General features: G+C 67.5%; 20 protein-coding genes. 7 read left to right on the forward strand and 13 right to left on the reverse strand.

Annotated elements, in window-relative coordinates:
- Positions 1-16: 16 nt before the first annotated feature.
- Positions 17-484, reverse strand: coding sequence for a nuclear transport factor 2 family protein (locus C8C94_RS21045; RefSeq protein WP_121423017.1), 468 nt, complete (start codon positions 482-484; stop codon positions 17-19).
- Positions 485-583: 99 nt separating this feature from the next.
- Here C8C94_RS21045 and C8C94_RS21050 point away from each other — a divergent pair, with 99 nt between their 5' ends.
- Positions 584-1,168, forward strand: a complete 585-nt coding sequence (locus tag C8C94_RS21050) for a TetR/AcrR family transcriptional regulator (RefSeq protein WP_121422084.1) — start codon at positions 584-586, stop codon at positions 1,166-1,168.
- A gap of 27 nt (positions 1,169-1,195) precedes the next feature.
- Here C8C94_RS21050 and C8C94_RS21055 read toward each other — a convergent pair whose 3' ends face one another.
- On the reverse strand, positions 1,196-1,576 hold the full coding sequence (locus tag C8C94_RS21055; RefSeq protein ID WP_121422085.1) for a tautomerase family protein: 381 nt from the start codon (positions 1,574-1,576) through the stop codon (positions 1,196-1,198).
- Positions 1,577-1,663: 87 nt separating this feature from the next.
- Here C8C94_RS21055 and C8C94_RS21060 point away from each other — a divergent pair, with 87 nt between their 5' ends.
- Positions 1,664-2,521, forward strand: a complete 858-nt coding sequence (locus C8C94_RS21060; RefSeq protein WP_121422086.1) for a LysR family transcriptional regulator — start codon at positions 1,664-1,666, stop codon at positions 2,519-2,521.
- A 37-nt stretch (positions 2,522-2,558) separates the two neighbouring features.
- Here the strand turns inward: C8C94_RS21060 and C8C94_RS21065 are convergent, their stop codons facing one another.
- Together C8C94_RS21065 and C8C94_RS21070 are read right to left on the reverse strand one after the other, a co-directional pair.
- The gene (locus C8C94_RS21065; RefSeq protein ID WP_233573537.1) at positions 2,559-3,155 is read right to left on the reverse strand and encodes a DUF922 domain-containing Zn-dependent protease; all 597 of its coding nucleotides are present in this window, start codon (positions 3,153-3,155) and stop codon (positions 2,559-2,561) included.
- On the reverse strand, positions 3,152-4,786 hold the full coding sequence (locus C8C94_RS21070; protein ID WP_121422087.1) for a wax ester/triacylglycerol synthase family O-acyltransferase: 1,635 nt from the start codon (positions 4,784-4,786) through the stop codon (positions 3,152-3,154). The genes C8C94_RS21065 and C8C94_RS21070 overlap by 4 nt, the downstream gene beginning before the upstream one ends.
- 149 nt (positions 4,787-4,935) lie before the next feature.
- On the opposite strand from C8C94_RS21070, the gene C8C94_RS21075 reads away from it, so the two are divergent.
- A complete protein-coding gene (locus tag C8C94_RS21075) occupies positions 4,936-5,190 on the forward strand; it encodes an acyl-CoA-binding protein (RefSeq protein ID WP_055397012.1) in 255 nt (84 codons plus the stop codon).
- A 62-nt stretch (positions 5,191-5,252) separates the two neighbouring features.
- Here C8C94_RS21075 and C8C94_RS21080 read toward each other — a convergent pair whose 3' ends face one another.
- Positions 5,253-6,173, reverse strand: a complete 921-nt coding sequence (locus C8C94_RS21080; protein WP_121422088.1) for a hydroxymethylglutaryl-CoA lyase — start codon at positions 6,171-6,173, stop codon at positions 5,253-5,255.
- Positions 6,174-6,384: 211 nt separating this feature from the next.
- Here C8C94_RS21080 and C8C94_RS21085 point away from each other — a divergent pair, with 211 nt between their 5' ends.
- Positions 6,385-7,446: an ornithine cyclodeaminase gene (locus C8C94_RS21085; protein ID WP_121422089.1), complete on the forward strand. Its 1,062-nt coding sequence runs from the start codon at positions 6,385-6,387 to the stop codon at positions 7,444-7,446.
- A gap of 21 nt (positions 7,447-7,467) precedes the next feature.
- Here C8C94_RS21085 and C8C94_RS21090 read toward each other — a convergent pair whose 3' ends face one another.
- Genes C8C94_RS21090 through C8C94_RS21100 form a run of 3 tightly spaced genes read right to left on the reverse strand, consistent with a single transcriptional unit; the run spans position 7,468 to position 9,762 of the window.
- Positions 7,468-8,172, reverse strand: coding sequence for a nitroreductase (locus C8C94_RS21090; protein ID WP_121422090.1), 705 nt, complete (start codon positions 8,170-8,172; stop codon positions 7,468-7,470).
- A gap of 17 nt (positions 8,173-8,189) precedes the next feature.
- The gene (locus tag C8C94_RS21095; RefSeq protein WP_121422091.1) at positions 8,190-8,597 is read right to left on the reverse strand and encodes a polyhydroxyalkanoic acid system family protein; all 408 of its coding nucleotides are present in this window, start codon (positions 8,595-8,597) and stop codon (positions 8,190-8,192) included.
- Positions 8,590-9,762, reverse strand: coding sequence for an aminopeptidase (locus C8C94_RS21100; RefSeq protein ID WP_121422092.1), 1,173 nt, complete (start codon positions 9,760-9,762; stop codon positions 8,590-8,592). The genes C8C94_RS21095 and C8C94_RS21100 overlap by 8 nt, the downstream gene beginning before the upstream one ends.
- Before the next feature lie 73 nt (positions 9,763-9,835).
- Here C8C94_RS21100 and C8C94_RS21105 point away from each other — a divergent pair, with 73 nt between their 5' ends.
- On the forward strand, positions 9,836-10,501 hold the full coding sequence (locus C8C94_RS21105) for a DNA-3-methyladenine glycosylase I (protein ID WP_121422093.1): 666 nt from the start codon (positions 9,836-9,838) through the stop codon (positions 10,499-10,501).
- Between the two features lie 4 nt (positions 10,502-10,505).
- Here C8C94_RS21105 and C8C94_RS21110 read toward each other — a convergent pair whose 3' ends face one another.
- The 5 genes from C8C94_RS21110 to phnF are packed head-to-tail and all read right to left on the reverse strand — an operon-like array spanning position 10,506 to position 14,272.
- On the reverse strand, positions 10,506-11,705 hold the full coding sequence (locus C8C94_RS21110) for an MFS transporter (RefSeq protein WP_121422094.1): 1,200 nt from the start codon (positions 11,703-11,705) through the stop codon (positions 10,506-10,508).
- 39 nt (positions 11,706-11,744) lie between these two features.
- Positions 11,745-12,167, reverse strand: a complete 423-nt coding sequence (gene arsC / locus C8C94_RS21115; protein ID WP_121422095.1) for an arsenate reductase (glutaredoxin) — start codon at positions 12,165-12,167, stop codon at positions 11,745-11,747.
- Entirely contained in the window at positions 12,164-12,778 is a 615-nt protein-coding gene (gene phnN, locus C8C94_RS21120) for a phosphonate metabolism protein/1,5-bisphosphokinase (PRPP-forming) PhnN (RefSeq protein WP_121422096.1), read from the reverse strand. The genes arsC and phnN overlap by 4 nt, the downstream gene beginning before the upstream one ends.
- Entirely contained in the window at positions 12,775-13,503 is a 729-nt protein-coding gene (locus C8C94_RS21125; protein ID WP_121422097.1) for a DUF1045 domain-containing protein, read from the reverse strand. Before C8C94_RS21125 ends, phnN begins: the two co-directional genes overlap by 4 nt.
- Complete coding sequence (gene phnF, locus C8C94_RS21130; protein ID WP_121422098.1) at positions 13,490-14,272, reverse strand: phosphonate metabolism transcriptional regulator PhnF; 783 nt, start codon at positions 14,270-14,272, stop codon at positions 13,490-13,492. The genes C8C94_RS21125 and phnF overlap by 14 nt, the downstream gene beginning before the upstream one ends.
- Positions 14,273-14,347: 75 nt before the next feature.
- On the opposite strand from phnF, the gene phnG reads away from it, so the two are divergent.
- Both phnG and phnH read left to right on the forward strand, forming a co-directional pair.
- The gene (gene phnG, locus C8C94_RS21135; RefSeq protein WP_121422099.1) at positions 14,348-14,860 is read left to right on the forward strand and encodes a phosphonate C-P lyase system protein PhnG; all 513 of its coding nucleotides are present in this window, start codon (positions 14,348-14,350) and stop codon (positions 14,858-14,860) included.
- Positions 14,857-15,495, forward strand: a complete 639-nt coding sequence (gene phnH, locus C8C94_RS21140) for a phosphonate C-P lyase system protein PhnH (protein WP_121422100.1) — start codon at positions 14,857-14,859, stop codon at positions 15,493-15,495. The genes phnG and phnH overlap by 4 nt, the downstream gene beginning before the upstream one ends.
- The last annotated feature ends 1 nt before the right edge of the window (position 15,496 follow it).

Below are 15,496 nucleotides of genomic sequence, written 5' to 3' on the forward strand. Positions count from 1 at the left end.
GCCCACGGTCTGGGGCTCACAGTCCCAGATCGCTCAGCCCCGCATGGTCGTCCGGCCGACGCCCGAGCGGCCAAAAGAACAGCCGGTCCGCCGCGTTGATGGGCCGGTCGTTGATGCTCGCGTGGCGCACAGCCATCAGGCCCGCATCGTTGAACTCCCAGTTCTCGTTGCCATAGCTGCGGTACCACTGGCCCGCGTCGTCATGCCATTCGTAGGCGAACCGCACGGCGATGCGGTGGCCGCTGAACGCCCAGAGCTCTTTGATGAGGCGGTAGTCCAGCTCGCGCGCCCACTTGCGCTCCAGCAGCTGCCGGGCGGCCTCGCGGCCCACGGGAAACTCAGCCCGGTTGCGCCAGCGGGTGTCCTCGGTGTAGGCCAAGGCCACGCGCGCCGGGTCGCGCGAGTTCCAGCCGTCTTCGGCCAGGCGCACTTTCTGGATGGCGGTTTGCAAGGAGAAGGGGGGAAGAGGCGGACGGGTTTCCATGGGCAGCACCTTGGGGTTGTGGTTCAAGAGGAATTGGTAGACAAGTCTGTCTACATCGCATCATAGCGAAATGTAGACAGACTTGTCTACAATGCCCACATGATTCCCCTGCCGCCTTCTGACTGGAAAGACCTGCCTGCCCGCGACCGCCTGCTCCAGACTGCGCACGCGCTGTTTTACCGCGACGGTATCCGTGCCACGGGCATCGACCGCGTGATCGCCGAGTCGGGGGTCACCAAGGTCACGTTCTACCGGCATTTCCCCAGCAAAAACGATCTCATCTGCGCCTACCTTGAATACCGCCATGCGGGCTGGATCGCATGGTTTTCTGCGTCCCTGGAGCGCCATGGGGGTGGAAAGCGTGGTGGTGCATCCGGCCTGAATGCGGTGGTGGCCACGCTGGCCGAATGGTTTGGCCGCGATGACTTCCGGGGCTGCGCCTTCATCAACAGCGTGGGCGAGCTGGGCGGCACGGTGCCGGAGGTGATGGAGATTGCACAGCGCCACAAGCGGGAGATGACGGACCTTCTGACCACCCTGCTGCCCCCCGGCGCCCACCGGGCGCAGACCGCGCAGGCCGTGACCCTGGTGGTGGAGGGCGCCATCGTGCGTGTGCAGATGGGCGAGCCGGTGAAGGCGGTGCTGGGCAGTGTTGAGCGCCTGCTGGCGGGCCTGGCCGCATAGCCTGCCTGCCCGGAGCTGCGCATCACCTCACGCGTACTGCGCCAGGCCGTGGCCGAAGGACCAGTTCTCCTTGGCCACCTCGACGATGTTGATGAACACGTCCTCGGGCCGCAGGCCTGGGTTCTCGCCCAGCAGCTGCGTGGTGCGCGAAAACAGCGCCTTTTTCTGCTCCATGCCGCGCGTGTTGTTGGCGGTGATCTGGATGAACACCACGTCGTCGCTGCGGGCCACGCCCAGGTAGGTGGGGCTGTAGCGGAAGTTGGAGGCGTCGTGCTCGGTGATGGTCATGAACTGGTCGTCCTCGGGCACGTTGAAGGTCTCGCGCAAGGCGCGGTACAGCGTGTCAAAGATCGCCTGCCGGTAGGCCGCAGGCTTGCCGGCGCGCATGGCAATGTGGATGAGGGGCATCGCAAGATCCTTTCTGAACAAGATGCTGGCGAAATCCTATCCATATGAATATGCTATGGATATCTATTTCAGAAATATCAAATTCAAATGGTTGAGCGATCCCTGGATCTGGATGCCGTCGAAGCCTTTGTGCGCATTGCCGAGCTGGGTAGCTTCACGCGCGCAGCCGAAGCCATGGGCACGGCGCAGGCCGCGATGAGCCTGAAGCTCAAGCGGCTGGAGGACCGGCTGGGCTGTCGCCTCATCGAGCGCACGCCGCGCCACGTGCAGCTGTCGGCCCGGGGCGCGGCATTTCTGGAGCATGCGCGTGAACTGCTGGCCGCGCACGACCGCGCGCTGGCCACGTTCGCTCAGGCCCGCCAGCGCCTGACCATCGGCATCAGCGACCATGTGGCCGGGCCGGAGCTGCCCGCGCTGATCGCCCGCATGAACCAGCAAGACCCACAGCTGCTCATCGAGATCCGCATCGGCTCGTCGGGCGACCTGCTGCAAAACTACGACCGGCGTGAGCTGGATGCCGTACTGGCCCGCATGCACGTGGGCCGCAGCGATGGCGAACTGCTGGCCGAGGAGCCCTTCGGGTGGTTCGCAGCCCCCGGCTGGCAGCACCGTGCGGGCGAGCCCTTGCCCCTGGCCACGCTGGCCGAGCCCTGCGGTGTGCGGGCGATGGCGGGGCAGGCGCTGGACACTGCGGGCATCGCCTGGGCCGAGGTGTTTGTGGGTGGAGGCGTTGCTGCCGTGGCGGCCGCCGTGATGGCCGGGCTGGGCGTGGCGGCACTGGCGCCGCGCATGCTGCCGCTGGGGGCGGTGGATGTGGGTGCCCGCCTGGGGCTGCCTGAGCTGCCGCGCCTGCCGGTGCTGCTGCACACACGCACCCACGACGGCCGCCCGCGCGATGCGCTGACAGCGTTGTCGGCGGCTTTTCGCAGCGCGGTGCGGGGTTAGCGCACAAGCCTGTACGCTTGTTGATGGACCCGGCCTTTCACTCCAGCCTGGCGCCTTGCGATGCGCCGTGCCGCGTGTCGCGGTCGTACTGCTTCTCGCGCTCGGCATGTTCTCGCAGCAAGCGGTGCCCCAGCGCGTTGGCCTGGCGCTCCAGCGTGGCGCAGTCCGGCGCGGCAGGTAGGGCGGCAATGCCTTGGTCAATCGCTTGCGCCGCATCGCGCCCGAACCGCACATGGCCCTCTTCGTGGTGCGACAAGGCGCGCAGGTACTGGTCGAAAAACGCCTGCTGGGCGGGCGTGCCACTGCGCAATTCGGGCAATTGCACTTCGGTGCGCAGCCGGGTGGTCACCTCGGTGATGGCGCAGCGGCCCGATGCCTCGCGCCACCAGCGAAAGGTCCAGCGCACGTTCCAGCGGGTGTAGCCGTGAAAGCGCTGGCCATCGACGGTGATGGGCGTGGCGGCGTTCAGCGCTTTTCGCAGGGTCTCGCCGGGCAGGGCGCGCACGGGGTAGGGCTGTTGGATATGTTCTTCTGTGACGGCGGCATGGGCGGCGCCCGCGCAGACCAGGGCCACCAGCACCCCGGCAAGGTCCACCAAGCGCGCCCTCAGCACCACCGAGGCTCCCCGTTTCACTCGCCCCAGGGCAGCATCAGCGTGAGCAGCGACAGCTGGTCAAACTCGGGCGCAAACGCGTCGATGATCTGCTGCGGCTCGGGGCAGAGCGTGGTGTCCGTGATCACGCCAAACTGCACACCACCACCGTAGCTCAGGATGGAGACACCGAGGCCAATGTCGCCCGACTGCGGCACCCAGAACATGCACTGGGTGACGCGTGAGCCGCACAGTGTCAGCTGCTCCTTGGGCCCGGGCACGTTGGTCATCACCGCCGTGGTCTTGCGGCCGAACAGGTTGAGCAGCGCATCCTGCGCGGGCTTGATCATCAGGCCAGCCACGGCCAGCATTGCAAACGCCAGGATGGGCTGGGTGCTGCCCTTGAGCGCGTTCATGCGCTTGCGCACTTCGTACACGCGCTCGACGGGGTTGGCCACGCCAATCGGCAGCACCAGCGGCACCAGCCCAAAGCGGTTGCCCAGCTTCCAGGCCTCTTCCATGGGGCGCAGATTGACCGGGATCATGGCACGGATCTCCTGCCCCGTGGGGTCGTCGCCCTGGCTGCGCAGGTAGCCGCCGATGGCGCCCGCCACGCACGACAGCAGCACATCGTTGATGGAGCAGTTGAGCGCCTTGCCGATGGCCTTGACTTCTTCCAGCGGGATGGGCGGGCACCAAGCCACGCGCTTGGCACTGCCGGGCTGGCCCTTCAGGCGCGTGGGTGAGTCGTCGGGCATCAGCGCCAGGGCAGCGGCATCGCTCACCAACTGGTAGGCCACGCGTGCCATGTCCATGGTGCCAGCCAGCCCATGGTGCATGGTCTTCTCGGGGTCGCTCAGCATCTTGAACGACTTGGCTGCGCCGTCACCGGCCAGATCCAGCGCCTTCACCGTCATGTCGGTAAAGGGCTTGATGAGCGCGTCCGCAATCCAGTCCTCGGCCGTGGCAGCCTGCTCGCGCTCTTTGCGGGTGCGCTTGGGCGGTTCGGCGCCGCCGTCCACGATGGACATGGTCACCGAGATCAGCGCAATGCCGTCCGCAATGCAGTGGTGGATGCGCACGATGAGCGCGCTGCCGGGCTGGCCGTCGTCACCCACAAAATCTTCGATCAGGTGCATTTGCCACAGCGGCCGCCGGGTATCGAGCGGCTGCATGGCGAGTTCACCCACACGGTCTTGCAGGGCGCGCTGCATGCTGTGGCCTTGTCGGTGGGGCAGCTTCTCGCGCAGCACATGCGCGGCGATGTCGAAGTTGCGGTCCTCCACCCAGGTGGCGCCCGCTGCGTCTTCCACCACGCGCTGGCGAAAGCGCGGGTACTGCAGCAGGCGCTGCTGCACGCGGTCGCACAGGGCCTCCCAGGTGATGCCGGGCGACAAGGTCCACACGCCGTTGATCATCATCAGGTTGCTGTGCGAATCCATGCGCAGCCAGGCGGTGTCGACCTTGGTCATGCGTTCGCCCGACAGGCCCAGCATGCCGGTGGCAGCGCGGCGCACGTTCTTCTGCACCACGGTGGCGGCCTTGCGGGCTGCGGGGGGCAGGGCCTGGGCGGCCTTGCGCGCCACCTCGGGGGCCTGGTTGCGCATCGTGCGCAGGGGGCTGGAGCCTTTGCCCGGAGTGGCTTTGCTGGGGGCTGGAATGCGGGTCACCATCGGATGTACACCTGTTGTTTGATTTTTGGGGACTTGCCTCTATGGATTGAGCGGTCCCAGACTGTGCTCAGCCCGTAAGATACAACGCAGCAAACCCTTGCCGACACCGTTCTTTCCCTCCCCCCAAAGATCTCAAGGAGCACACCGACATGGCCGACCTCAACGCCACCTTCGAAGCCGCCGTGGCCAATTCCAAGAACCTGAGCGAGCGTCCCGACAACGCCACGCTGCTCAAGATCTACGCGCTGTACAAGCAAGCCACCGCCGGCGACAACACCGAGAAGAAGCCCAGCTTCTCCGACATGGTGGGCCGTGCCAAGTGGGACGCGTGGGAAAAGCTCAAGGGCACGGGTGCCGACGAGGCCAAGCAACAGTATGTGGACCTGATCACCTCGCTGAGCTGATACAGCGGTACCCCAAAGCAAAAGGCGACTTCGGTCGCCTTTTGCTTTGGGGGCAAAGGTGCCTAACGCTGGACCCACCCCTTGGGCAGTCCCGCTTCCGGCGTCATGCCGTAGACCGGCTCTCCCGGCAGCCCCGCCTGCAGCGGCGCGCGTGCTGCCATCAGGCGCTCTAGGTCTACCCCCGTGGCAATGCCCATGGCTTCGAACATGAACACCAGGTCTTCCGTCACCACGTTGCCCGACGCGCCCGGCGCATAGGGGCAGCCGCCCAGGCCGCCCAGCGACGCATCAAAGGTGCGCACCCCCACGTCGTAGGCCGCTAGGCAATTGGCCAGGCCCAGGCCGCGGGTGTTGTGCATGTGGGCCGCACCGGCCTTGGCGCCCAGCTCGGCGCGCAGGCGCGTGAAGAGGCGGCGCACCTGGGCCGGGTTGGCCATGCCGGTGGTGTCCGACAGGCCCACCTCGTCGGCCCCGGCCTCTGCGCACAGGCTCGCGAGCCAGATCACGTCGTCCTCGGGCACCTCGCCCTGCAGGGTGCAACCAAAGGCGGTGGACAACCCCACCTCCACCAGCATGCCGGGGGCCTGCGCGTCGCGCAGGTGGGCCACGGCGCGTACTTCCTCGACCATGGCCTCGCGCGTCTTGCGCACATTGGCCAGCGAATGGGCGGCGCTGGCCGACACCGGCAGCGTGATCTTGTGCACACCTGCCGCGAGGGCCGCATCGGCGCCACGCAGGTTGGGGGCCAGCGCCATCACAGTGATGCCAGGGTGGGTCAGCGCGTGGCGCACCACCTCGGCCACATCGGCCATCTGGGGCAGCAGGCGGGCAGGCACGAAAGAGCCCACTTCAATCTCGCGCAGCCCGGCGGCCACCAGGGCGTCGATCCAGCGCAGCTTGTCGGCCGTGGGCATGGTGGCTTTGACGGACTGCAGGCCATCGCGCGGGCCGACTTCGCTGATGAGGACTTGGGGTTGCGTCATGGTGCGGAATGTTGTCGAACGTGCGTGGAATGTGCCGGATGCGGGAGGATAGCGCCCCCATGCCCCCATGGCGCGGGGGCCGACGATTGTGCAAAGTGGCAATTTGTTCTGCCATACCGGCAAACCACGCCACAACATGCGGCAGTTTGGGCAATTCCCATTGCTGCGTTGCTCCGGGACACTGCTTGTATCCCACCCGGAGACAAGCACCATGCCTTCCAAGAACCACTTTTCCACCCTCTACCTCAGTGCGCCCGATGTCATCGAGTTGGTGCAGCGCAAAGGCGTCGAGGCCTGCCTGCGCGGCATTGCCGACTACATCCAGTCCGACTTTCTGCGCTGGAGCGCGTTCGACAAATCCGCACGTGTGGCCAGCCATTCGCGCGACGGCGTGATCGAACTCATGCCGATTGCCGACGACCAGACCTATGCGTTCAAGTACGTCAACGGCCATCCCAAGAACACGCGCTGGGGCTTGCCGACCGTGATGGCGTTTGGCGTGCTGGCCGATGTAGCCACCGGCGCGCCGTTGCTGCTGAGCGAACTCACCCTCACCACCGCCCTGCGCACCGCCGCCACGTCGGCCGTGGCCGCCCGCGCCCTGGCGCGGCCTGGCAGCCGCACCATGGCGCTGATCGGTAACGGCGCCCAAAGCGAGTTCCAGGCGCTGGCCTTCCACCACCTGCTGGGCGTCACCACGCTGCGGCTGTTTGACACGGACCCGGCCGCCACCGCCAAGCTGCAGGCCAACCTGCAAGGCACGGGCCTGCGCACCGTGGTCTGCACCAGCACGGCCGAGGCCGTGCGCGGTGCCGACATCGTCACCACGGTGACGGCTGACAAGACCAACGCCACCATCCTCACGCCCGGCATGCTGGTGCCCGGCATGCACATCAACGCCGTGGGCGGCGACTGCCCCGGCAAGACCGAGCTGCATGCCGACGTGTTGCGCCAGGCCCAGGTGTTTGTGGAATACACCCCGCAGACACGCATCGAAGGCGACATCCAGCAGTTGCCTGCCGACTTTGTGGTGACCGAGCTGTGGGAAGTGCTGGCAGGTCAGCACACCGGCCGGGCCAGCGATGCGGCGGTGACGGTGTTCGACTCCGTGGGTTTTGCGCTGGAGGACTTTTCTGCATTGCGATTCTTGCGGGATGCGGCCACCGAGCTGGGCATGGGCCAACCCATCGAACTCATCCCCCAGCTGTCAGACCCCAAGAACCTGTTTGGGCTGCTGCGCACGCACAACCCCCTGCTGCGCGCTGTGGCCTGACGCCCGTCCGGTCACGCCCTCTCAGTCTCGCCACACCACACTGCTGGCCGGGTCGGCGCGAGTGGTGCGGAAATGGTTGGCCGGGTGGGCGGTATCTGCCATGCCAAACGAGATGCCGCAGACGATGCTGCGGTCCTCACCAATGCCCAGCACCTCGCGAAGCACGCCGGGGTAGGACGCCAGCGCCGCCTGCGCGATGGAGCCCACGCCCAGGCTGTGCGCGGCCAGCATGAAGTTGCTCACGTACGCACCGCAGTCCACCGCGCCATACACGCCCAGTGCCTCGTCGCTGGTGATGATGGCCACATGCGGTGCGCCGAACATCGCGAAGTTCTGCGCCGCCTGTTGCGCGGAGGCTTCGCGGTCGCCCTTGGCAATGCCCAGGGCTTCGTACAGGCCCCAGCCGCATTCGCGCCGCCGTTCCTGGTACACGCCCCGGTATTCGCGGGGCCAGGGCAGGTCGGGGTTGGGGGCTGCGGTGGTCATGTGCGACTGCAGTGCGCTGCGCAGGCGCTCCAGCGTGGCGCCGCTGGCTATGGTGAGCTGCCAGGGCTGCGCGTTGCACCACGATGCTGTGCGCTGCGCGGTGACCAGGATGGCTTCGATGGTGGCGCGCGGTAGGGGTTCGGGCAGAAACGCGCGGCAGCTGTAGCGGGTGTGGAGCAGCTTGGAGAGGGCGTCAAACGCCGGGCTGTGGGCGGCAGTGTCCGTGGCGGTGGATGTCATGGTGACGGCCCTGGTGGCTATGCCTTCTTGGTTTTTGCGGCAGGTTTGGCCGCCGCTTTGGTGCCCGGCTTGTCTGCACCTGCCTCGGCTGCGTGTTTCTTCTTGTCGGCAGCGGGCTTCTTGGCGCCGGGGTGGGGTGCGTTGAGCAGGGCATCGAGCTGTTCACCAATTTCGGCCTCGATGCGGTCCTTGAACGCGCCGAACAGAAAGCCCAGCTGCGCCTTCATCTCGAACTGGTGGGCATCCACGAGCAGCGTGCCCTTGACGCCCGAGCGGGTGAATGTAAGCAGGTCTTCCGTCTCGCCCTCTTCGTAGGTGCACTCCATGTCGAATTTTTCTTCTGCCTTTTCGGCCCAGGAGAAGGCGACCTTGCGGGCCTCCTTGAAGCCCAGGTGGTGGTCGCGGTGGATATGGATGTCAGGCACCGGGTGTCTCCTTGAGGTGTTGGGTATCAGATAGAAGGGCGCGCAGTGCCTCGTGCCGTTGTGGCTGGGGCTGCTGCGTCAGTTGCCGTACGGCATCATAAAACCGGGGCCAGTCGCGGCCCTCGCGTTCGAACAGGGCTTCGAACGCGGGCACCAGTTCATCGTAGGCAGCCTGGGCGGCAAAGCTGGCGTTGTTGGCCTTGGCCACCCAGCGGTCGTAGCCCGCCACCTGGGCGGTGGTGGCTTGGGGTGCCCCCCCGCTGGATGTGTTCAGCCATTGCGTGCGCAGGGCCGCGTAACCGGTGCGGAAAGCCTCCATTGCTTCACTTTTCATAGCTGCTAGCGCTTGATCATCCAGCGCTAGAGCTTCTTTTTGTTCGTAAATGGCTGCCAGCCGAGCGCGGGTGGCGCGGGTCAGCGCGCGGAAGGCGCTGCGCCGCGCCTCGCTGGTGGCAAAGGCCTTGCGGGCCTCCGGGGTGGACTGGGTTGCCAGCCACTGCGCAACGCCGATGCGCTCCACCGCCGTGGCAAAGGACTCGTTGAACAAGGTGTCGTTCTTGGCATAGACCACCTGGTGCGCCAGCTCGTGGAACAGCAGGCGCACAAAGTCGCCCTCGGGCCAGGCGACAAAGGTGGAGAGCAACGGGTCGCCGCCCGCCCAGTTCATATAGCCCAACGTGGAATACGCGGGCACGCCATACACCTCCACTTCCAGCCCCTGGGCGGCCAGCTCCGCTGCCTCGGCTTGCGCGGCAGCCTCGGTAAAGTAGCCCCGGTAGCCAATGCAACCCGTCACCGGGAAGCACCAGGTGTGCAGCATCAGGGAGTACGGCGGCGCGGCCACCACGTTCCAGACGGCGGCGGGGCGTTTGAGGTCCGCATAGCGGCGGTAGCTGGCGTTGTCAGGCAGGCCCAGCTCGGCCACGGCAAAGGCGCGGGCGCGCTGCGCCAGTTGCAGCCGCTCGCGCAGGGCGGGGGGGATGTCGGTGCGGGCGATCCAGCGGTCGATGGGCTCGGCCGCCTGCATGATCTGCATGTGCCCCTGCACCGATTGCCAGTAGTAGCCCAGCATGCTGCTGGGGCCGGTGGTGCTGGCGCAGCCCGCCAAGGCAAGGCTGATCATGAGGGGAGATACGGCTCGCAGATGGGGGAGAAGCTGGCGCATGCGGGCAGTTTATGGGCAGATCGCGCGGGGCGTTTGAAGGGGTGTCAGCAGTGTGGCCGGTGCAGTTTCTAGAATGCAGCGCATGACCGCTGAATCCGCCCCTGACCTGCCTGCCGGCCTGTTTGCCGACGAGGCCGATTGCCCACGCTGCATCTGGTGCCAGGCCACGCCTTTCTATCGCCATTACCACGACCACGAGTGGGGGTTCCCCGTGGCGGACGACCGGCGGCTGTTCGAGAAGATCTGCCTGGAAGGCTTTCAGTCAGGCCTGAGCTGGCTCACCATCCTGAACAAGCGCGAGGGTTTTCGCGCCGCGTTCGCGAACTTCGACGCCGAGCAGGTCGCGGCCTTCGGCCCCGCCGAAGTCGAGCGCCTGGTGCAGGATGCGGCCATCGTGCGCCACCGGGGCAAGATCGAGTCCACCATCAACAACGCGCGCCGCGTGCTGGAGCTTAAGCGCGAATTCGGATCGCTGGCGCACTACGCCTGGCGCTACGAGCCGGCCGCTGCCGACCGGCCCGAGCGGCTCACGCGCGAAGTGGCGCGCACGCTGTCCACTTCGCCCGCATCCATTGCCATGTCCAAGGACCTGAAAAAGCGCGGCTGGAGCTTTGTGGGACCCACCACGGTGTACGCCTTCATGCAGGCGATGGGTCTGGTCAACGACCACCTGGAAGGCTGCCACTCGCGCCCCGCAGCGCTCGCGGCGCGGAAGGCGTTTGTGGTGCCGCGCGGTTGATCGTTCAGACCCGCGCCACGGGACGCAGCAGCCACAGCGCTCCCAACGCGGCCAGACCCAGCAGTGTGGTGAGCCACAGGGCAGCTGCCCCGGCGCTGTCCAGCAGCATGCCAAACAGCACCGGCGCAAATGCCTGCGCCACGCGGGCGGGCACCATCATCAGGCCCTGGCGCGCGCCGTAGCCTGCTGGCCCAAACAGCACCAGTGGCAGCGTGCCCTTGGCAATGGTCAGTATCCCGTTGCCTGCTCCGTGCAGCACGGTAAATACTGCGGCAGCAGGCCCGCCCAGCACCATCAGCAGGCCCGCGCCCACGGGGTGTGCGGCGGCAGCCAGCTGGGCCGACAGCAGCGGGTGCAGGCGGCGCAGAAAACCAAACTCCAGCAGGCGCGCCGCCACCTGTGCCGGGCCCACCAGCGCCGCCAGGGCCACTGCCGCCTGCAGCGATGTGCCACTGGCCTGCAGCAGGCGAGGCAGGTGGGCTGCCATGGCGGTGCTCGTGAACCAGGTGACCGCAAACACGAAGGACAGCAGCACGGTGGTGCGCAGCGGGTGGGCTGGAGTGGGCGGGGCGGATACGGCCGGTTCTATGGTGGGCGCTGCGATGGCGTCCGTCGATGGTTCGGGGGTCTTTTCTGCAGCATTGGCGCGTGGCAGCCAGCCGTTGAGCGGCACGCCCACCAGCAAGTGCAATGCGGCCCAACCCGCACACGCTCCGCGCCAACCCCACTGCGTCTCCATCCAGGCCGACAGCGGCCAGCCCACGGTGCTGGCAAACCCCGCGATCAGCGTGATGCCGGTGATGGCGCTGCGCGCGCCCTGGCCGTACAGCCGCACCAGCGTGGCAAACGCTGCCTCGTACAGGCCCGATCCCATGGCCACGCCCATCAGCACCCACGCGGCAAACAGGCCCACCGGGCCTTGCGCCAGGGCCATGCCCGCCAGAGCAGCTGCAAACAACAGGTTGGTGCCCACCAGCACCGGGCGGCCGCCATGGCGGTCAATGGCTCGGCCCGCGAAAGGCCCGAGCAGCGCCGACACGATGAGCGCCACCGAAAACGCGGCGAACACGGTGGGTGTGGTCACGCCCAGGTCGCGCGCCATGGGCGCGGCCAGCATGGCGGGCAGGTAGTAGGACGAGGCCCAGGCCAGCGTCTGGGCCGTGCCCAGGCGCGCCACGGTCCAGCGTTGCGAGGCGGCGCTCATGCCGCGCGGTGGGCCACGGTGGGGGCGCGCGAGGTTGCCTCAGACACGCTGGCCCTGCGCGTTGATGACGACTTCGCCATCCTCCTTGGTGAAGGCGCCCTGCTGGGGGGCGGGCAGGATGTCGAGCACCTTCTCGGACGGGCGGCACAGCCGCGTGCCCAGGGGCGTGACCACGATGGGGCGGTTGATGAGGATGGGGTGCTGCAGCATCGCGTCGATGAGCTGTGCGTCGGTGACGCCCGGTGCGTCCAGTTGCAGCTCGGTGAAGATCGCTTCCTTGGTGCGCACGGCGTTGATCACCGGCTCGCCGGTCGCCGCAATCAGCGCCACCAGCGTGGCGCGGTCGGGCGGGGTCTTGAGGTATTCGATGACCTCGGGCTCCACGCCGCTGTTGCGGATCATGGCGAGGGTGTTGCGGGACGTGCCGCACTTGGGGTTGTGATAGATCGTGATGGTGGTCATGGCGTGCTGGAAAGTACGGAAACAATGGGCGAAAGTTTGCCACTGCGCTGGGGCCAGCCCGGTAAATTTTCCAACGCGTTCAGCAGCCGCTGGCCCGCATCGCCCAGCGCTCCGTCGTTGTGCACCTCCAGGCTGGCCGCGCCCGGCGGCGGGCTGTAGGCCAGCGCGCGCTGCACCCGGGCCTCCACCTCTTCGCGCGTCTCGCGGCCTCGCGCCCGCAGACGTTCGCGCAGCACCTGCGGGCTGGCAGTGATGTGCACAGCCACCAGGTCCGGGAACCGCGCCAGGGCCTCGGGCAAGTAGGCGCGCGAACCATTGAGCAGCACCCAGTTGCCTTGGGTCAGCGGCGCCAGTTGTGTATGCCGCACGCCGTAGCCCAGGCCGTTGGCTTCCCAGTGCAGGACAAAGGCCAGTTCGTGGCGCAACGCAAAAAACGCTTCTGGCGAAACACTTTCATGGGCTTCGCCGCCGGGCATGGCGGCACGGCTGATGGTGCGCTGCGCCCAGTGCACGGGGCACGGGGTGGGCAGGTGTGCCCGCAACCAGTCCAGCAAGCTGTCCTTGCCCGCACCCGAGGGGCCCATGCAGTAGATCAGGCGGCCTGGTGTCATGCGCCCATCTCCAGGTGGTCCAGCAACACAAAGTCGGCGCCGGGCGTGGGCTCTGCGAACAGGGCCAGGCTGTTGAATTTGAGGGTTGGCAGGTCCGAGAAGAACTCTTGCGCGGCATCCAGCACCAGGGCTTGTGTCTGTGTGTCTACCTGCGCCAGGCTGCCGGTGAGCGACAGGTGAAAGCGGAACTCGTCCAGCACAAACGGGTAGCCCCATTGCTGCAGCAGCGCGTCCTGCCGGGCAGTGAGCCCCGCCGAGCGGCGCCGGGCGAGGTCGGCGTCGGACAAGGGAGCGGCCAAGGGCTGCAGCGCCGTCACGCAGGTGGCGGCGGTCTCCTGGATCTGCGCATTGGCGGGGTGCAACGCCGGGGGCACCAGCGCCAGAAAGTCGTCGATGCGTTGCACCTGCAGGGGCGGAAGCACAAAGGGTTGCAGCCCGCGCGCCACGGACTGCACGGCCTGGTGCAGCGCGATCCAGTCGGTGCCGGGCGCCAGTGCAAACGGCGCCTTGAGCGTGGCGTGCCAGCCGTAGCGGCGGGGCGCCGCCGTCAGGCGGTGCAGGTCGTCCGCCGCCACGCCGTCGATGGCGAGCTGCTGCAGCGGCTGCAGCAGCGCGGCGCAGCGCCCCAGCCAATGGCTGCCGGCCAGCCAGCCCAAGCTGCCCGGGTTGGGTGCGAAATAGACCGCATAGCGGTGGTGGGCGGTGGTGGCTTCAGGGTTGTTCATCGTGGTCAATGGTCAGTTTCACGCGGTCGCCCGCAAACCAGGCGCGGGCCCATTCGATGGGCGTGCCTGCCAGGTCCACGTTCAGGCTCTCCACCTGCAGCACGGGGCGTGACGTGGGCTGGCGCAACTGGGCGGCCACTTCGGCGCTGGGCAGCTCGGCGGTGATGCGGCTTTCGCGGCGCGTGTAGTCGGCCACGCCGTGGGCGGTGAAGCCTGCGGTGATGGAGCCCGTTTCGCGCACAACGGCCGCCAGGTTCTCGAAGCGGGGCAGGGGAAAGTAGCGCTCGCTGATGTGCAGGGGCTGGCCCTCGGCGTCGCCTCGAACGCGCAGCGCCAGCAGCGGGCTGCGCGCAGGCACCTGCAGAGCCTTGGCCAGCACCGCCGTGGCGCGCGTGGTCTGGGCCTGCAGCACCACCAGGCTGCCGCGCAGACCGGCCTGTGCCAGGCCCTGCTGGTGGCGCGTGCGCTTGCCCAGCACCAGGTCCACCGCAAAGTCTTCGACATAGGTGCCACTGCCCTGCGTGATGCGCACCAGCCCTTGGCTGCACAGGCTGGCGAGCGAGCGGCGGATGGTGTGGCGGTTCACGCCGAACTGCTCGGCCAGCGCGTGCTCCGAGGGCAGTCGCTGGCCTGGCGGATAGACGCCGCTGCCGATGGCCTCGGCCAGCTCGGCGGCAATGCGCGTCCAGAAGCTGTCGCGCGCAGGGCGCAGTGGTGGTGCTTGCGGGACCTGCAACGGGGTCGTGAGAGAGGTGGTGCTGGCTGTCATGAAACCTACATGCGCGCTCTTTAAGCTGGCGCCAGTTGTTCAATTTGTCTATACAACTTTCAGGGTACCACTTCCATGTTTCAAGCCTTTGACAACCCGGGGCCGGGCCGCCCCCTGGGCCGCGCGCAGTGGATGGCGCTGCTGGCCCGGGCGCCGCTGGGGCTGCTCGAATCTGCGTTGCACGAGCACGCCACGCGCCCCGCGCGCTGGCTGCGTGCACCAGAGACCGGCCTGATGATGGTGCAGGGCCGCGCCGGTGGCACGGGCGAGCGCTTCAACCTGGGCGAGGTCACCGTCACCCGCTGCGCGCTGCGCGTGGCCGACGCATCGGACGCCGCCGAGGCCACCGTGGGCGTGGCCTACGTGCTGGGCCGGTCGCACCGCCAGGTGCAGCTGGCGGCCCTGGCCGATGCGCTGCTGCAAGACCCTGTTCAGCAACCGGTGCTGGACGCACAACTGCTCGAACCCATCCGCAACCACCTGCGCAATACCCAGGCCGAGCGCCAGGCGCGGGCCGCCAGCACCAAGGTGGACTTCTTTACCGTGGCGCGCGAGAGCGGTGCCGACAACGACGAGGACACCGAATGAGCACGACCCCCTTGGCATCGCTGGGTGCCGGATTCTCGAATGAAGCCTTTGGCAGCCAGGCGGTGTTCCGCGCAGTGCTGCAGGCGCTGTCGCACCCCGGCCGCACGGTGGCGGTAGAACACGACGCGCAAGCTCCTGCCGTGGGGCATTCCGCATCGGCTGCCGTGCTGCTGGCGCTGCTCGACAGCGACTGCACCTTGTGGCTCTCCCCCAAGCTGGCAGCCAGTGATGCCGGTGCCTGGCTGCGCTTTCACACAGGCTGCACTGTGGTGGCCGACGCTGCGCAGGCTCGTTTTGTGTGGGTGGCGCAGGGTGATGCGCTGCCTGCCCTGAACCGTCTGGCCCTGGGTACCGACATCTACCCCGATCAGTCAGCGACTTGCGTGGTCGATGTATCGCGTGCCGCCACCACGGCGGACGCGAGTGATGCGTGGCACTTGCGTGGCCCCGGCATCCAGGAGGTGGCGACCTTGCAGGTGGATGGTTTGCCCGACGACTTCGAGGCCCAGTGGGCGGCCAACCATGGGGTGTTTCCACGCGGTGTGGATCTGCTGCTGGCCACTGCAGACCACATCGTGGGTCTGCCACGCACCACGCGGGCAACGCGCGGTGCCACTGCCCTTCAGGAGGCCTGAG

It is taken from the genome of Acidovorax sp. 94, assembly GCF_003634645.1.
Taxonomy (GTDB): Bacteria; Pseudomonadota; Gammaproteobacteria; order Burkholderiales; family Burkholderiaceae_C; genus Acidovorax; species Acidovorax facilis.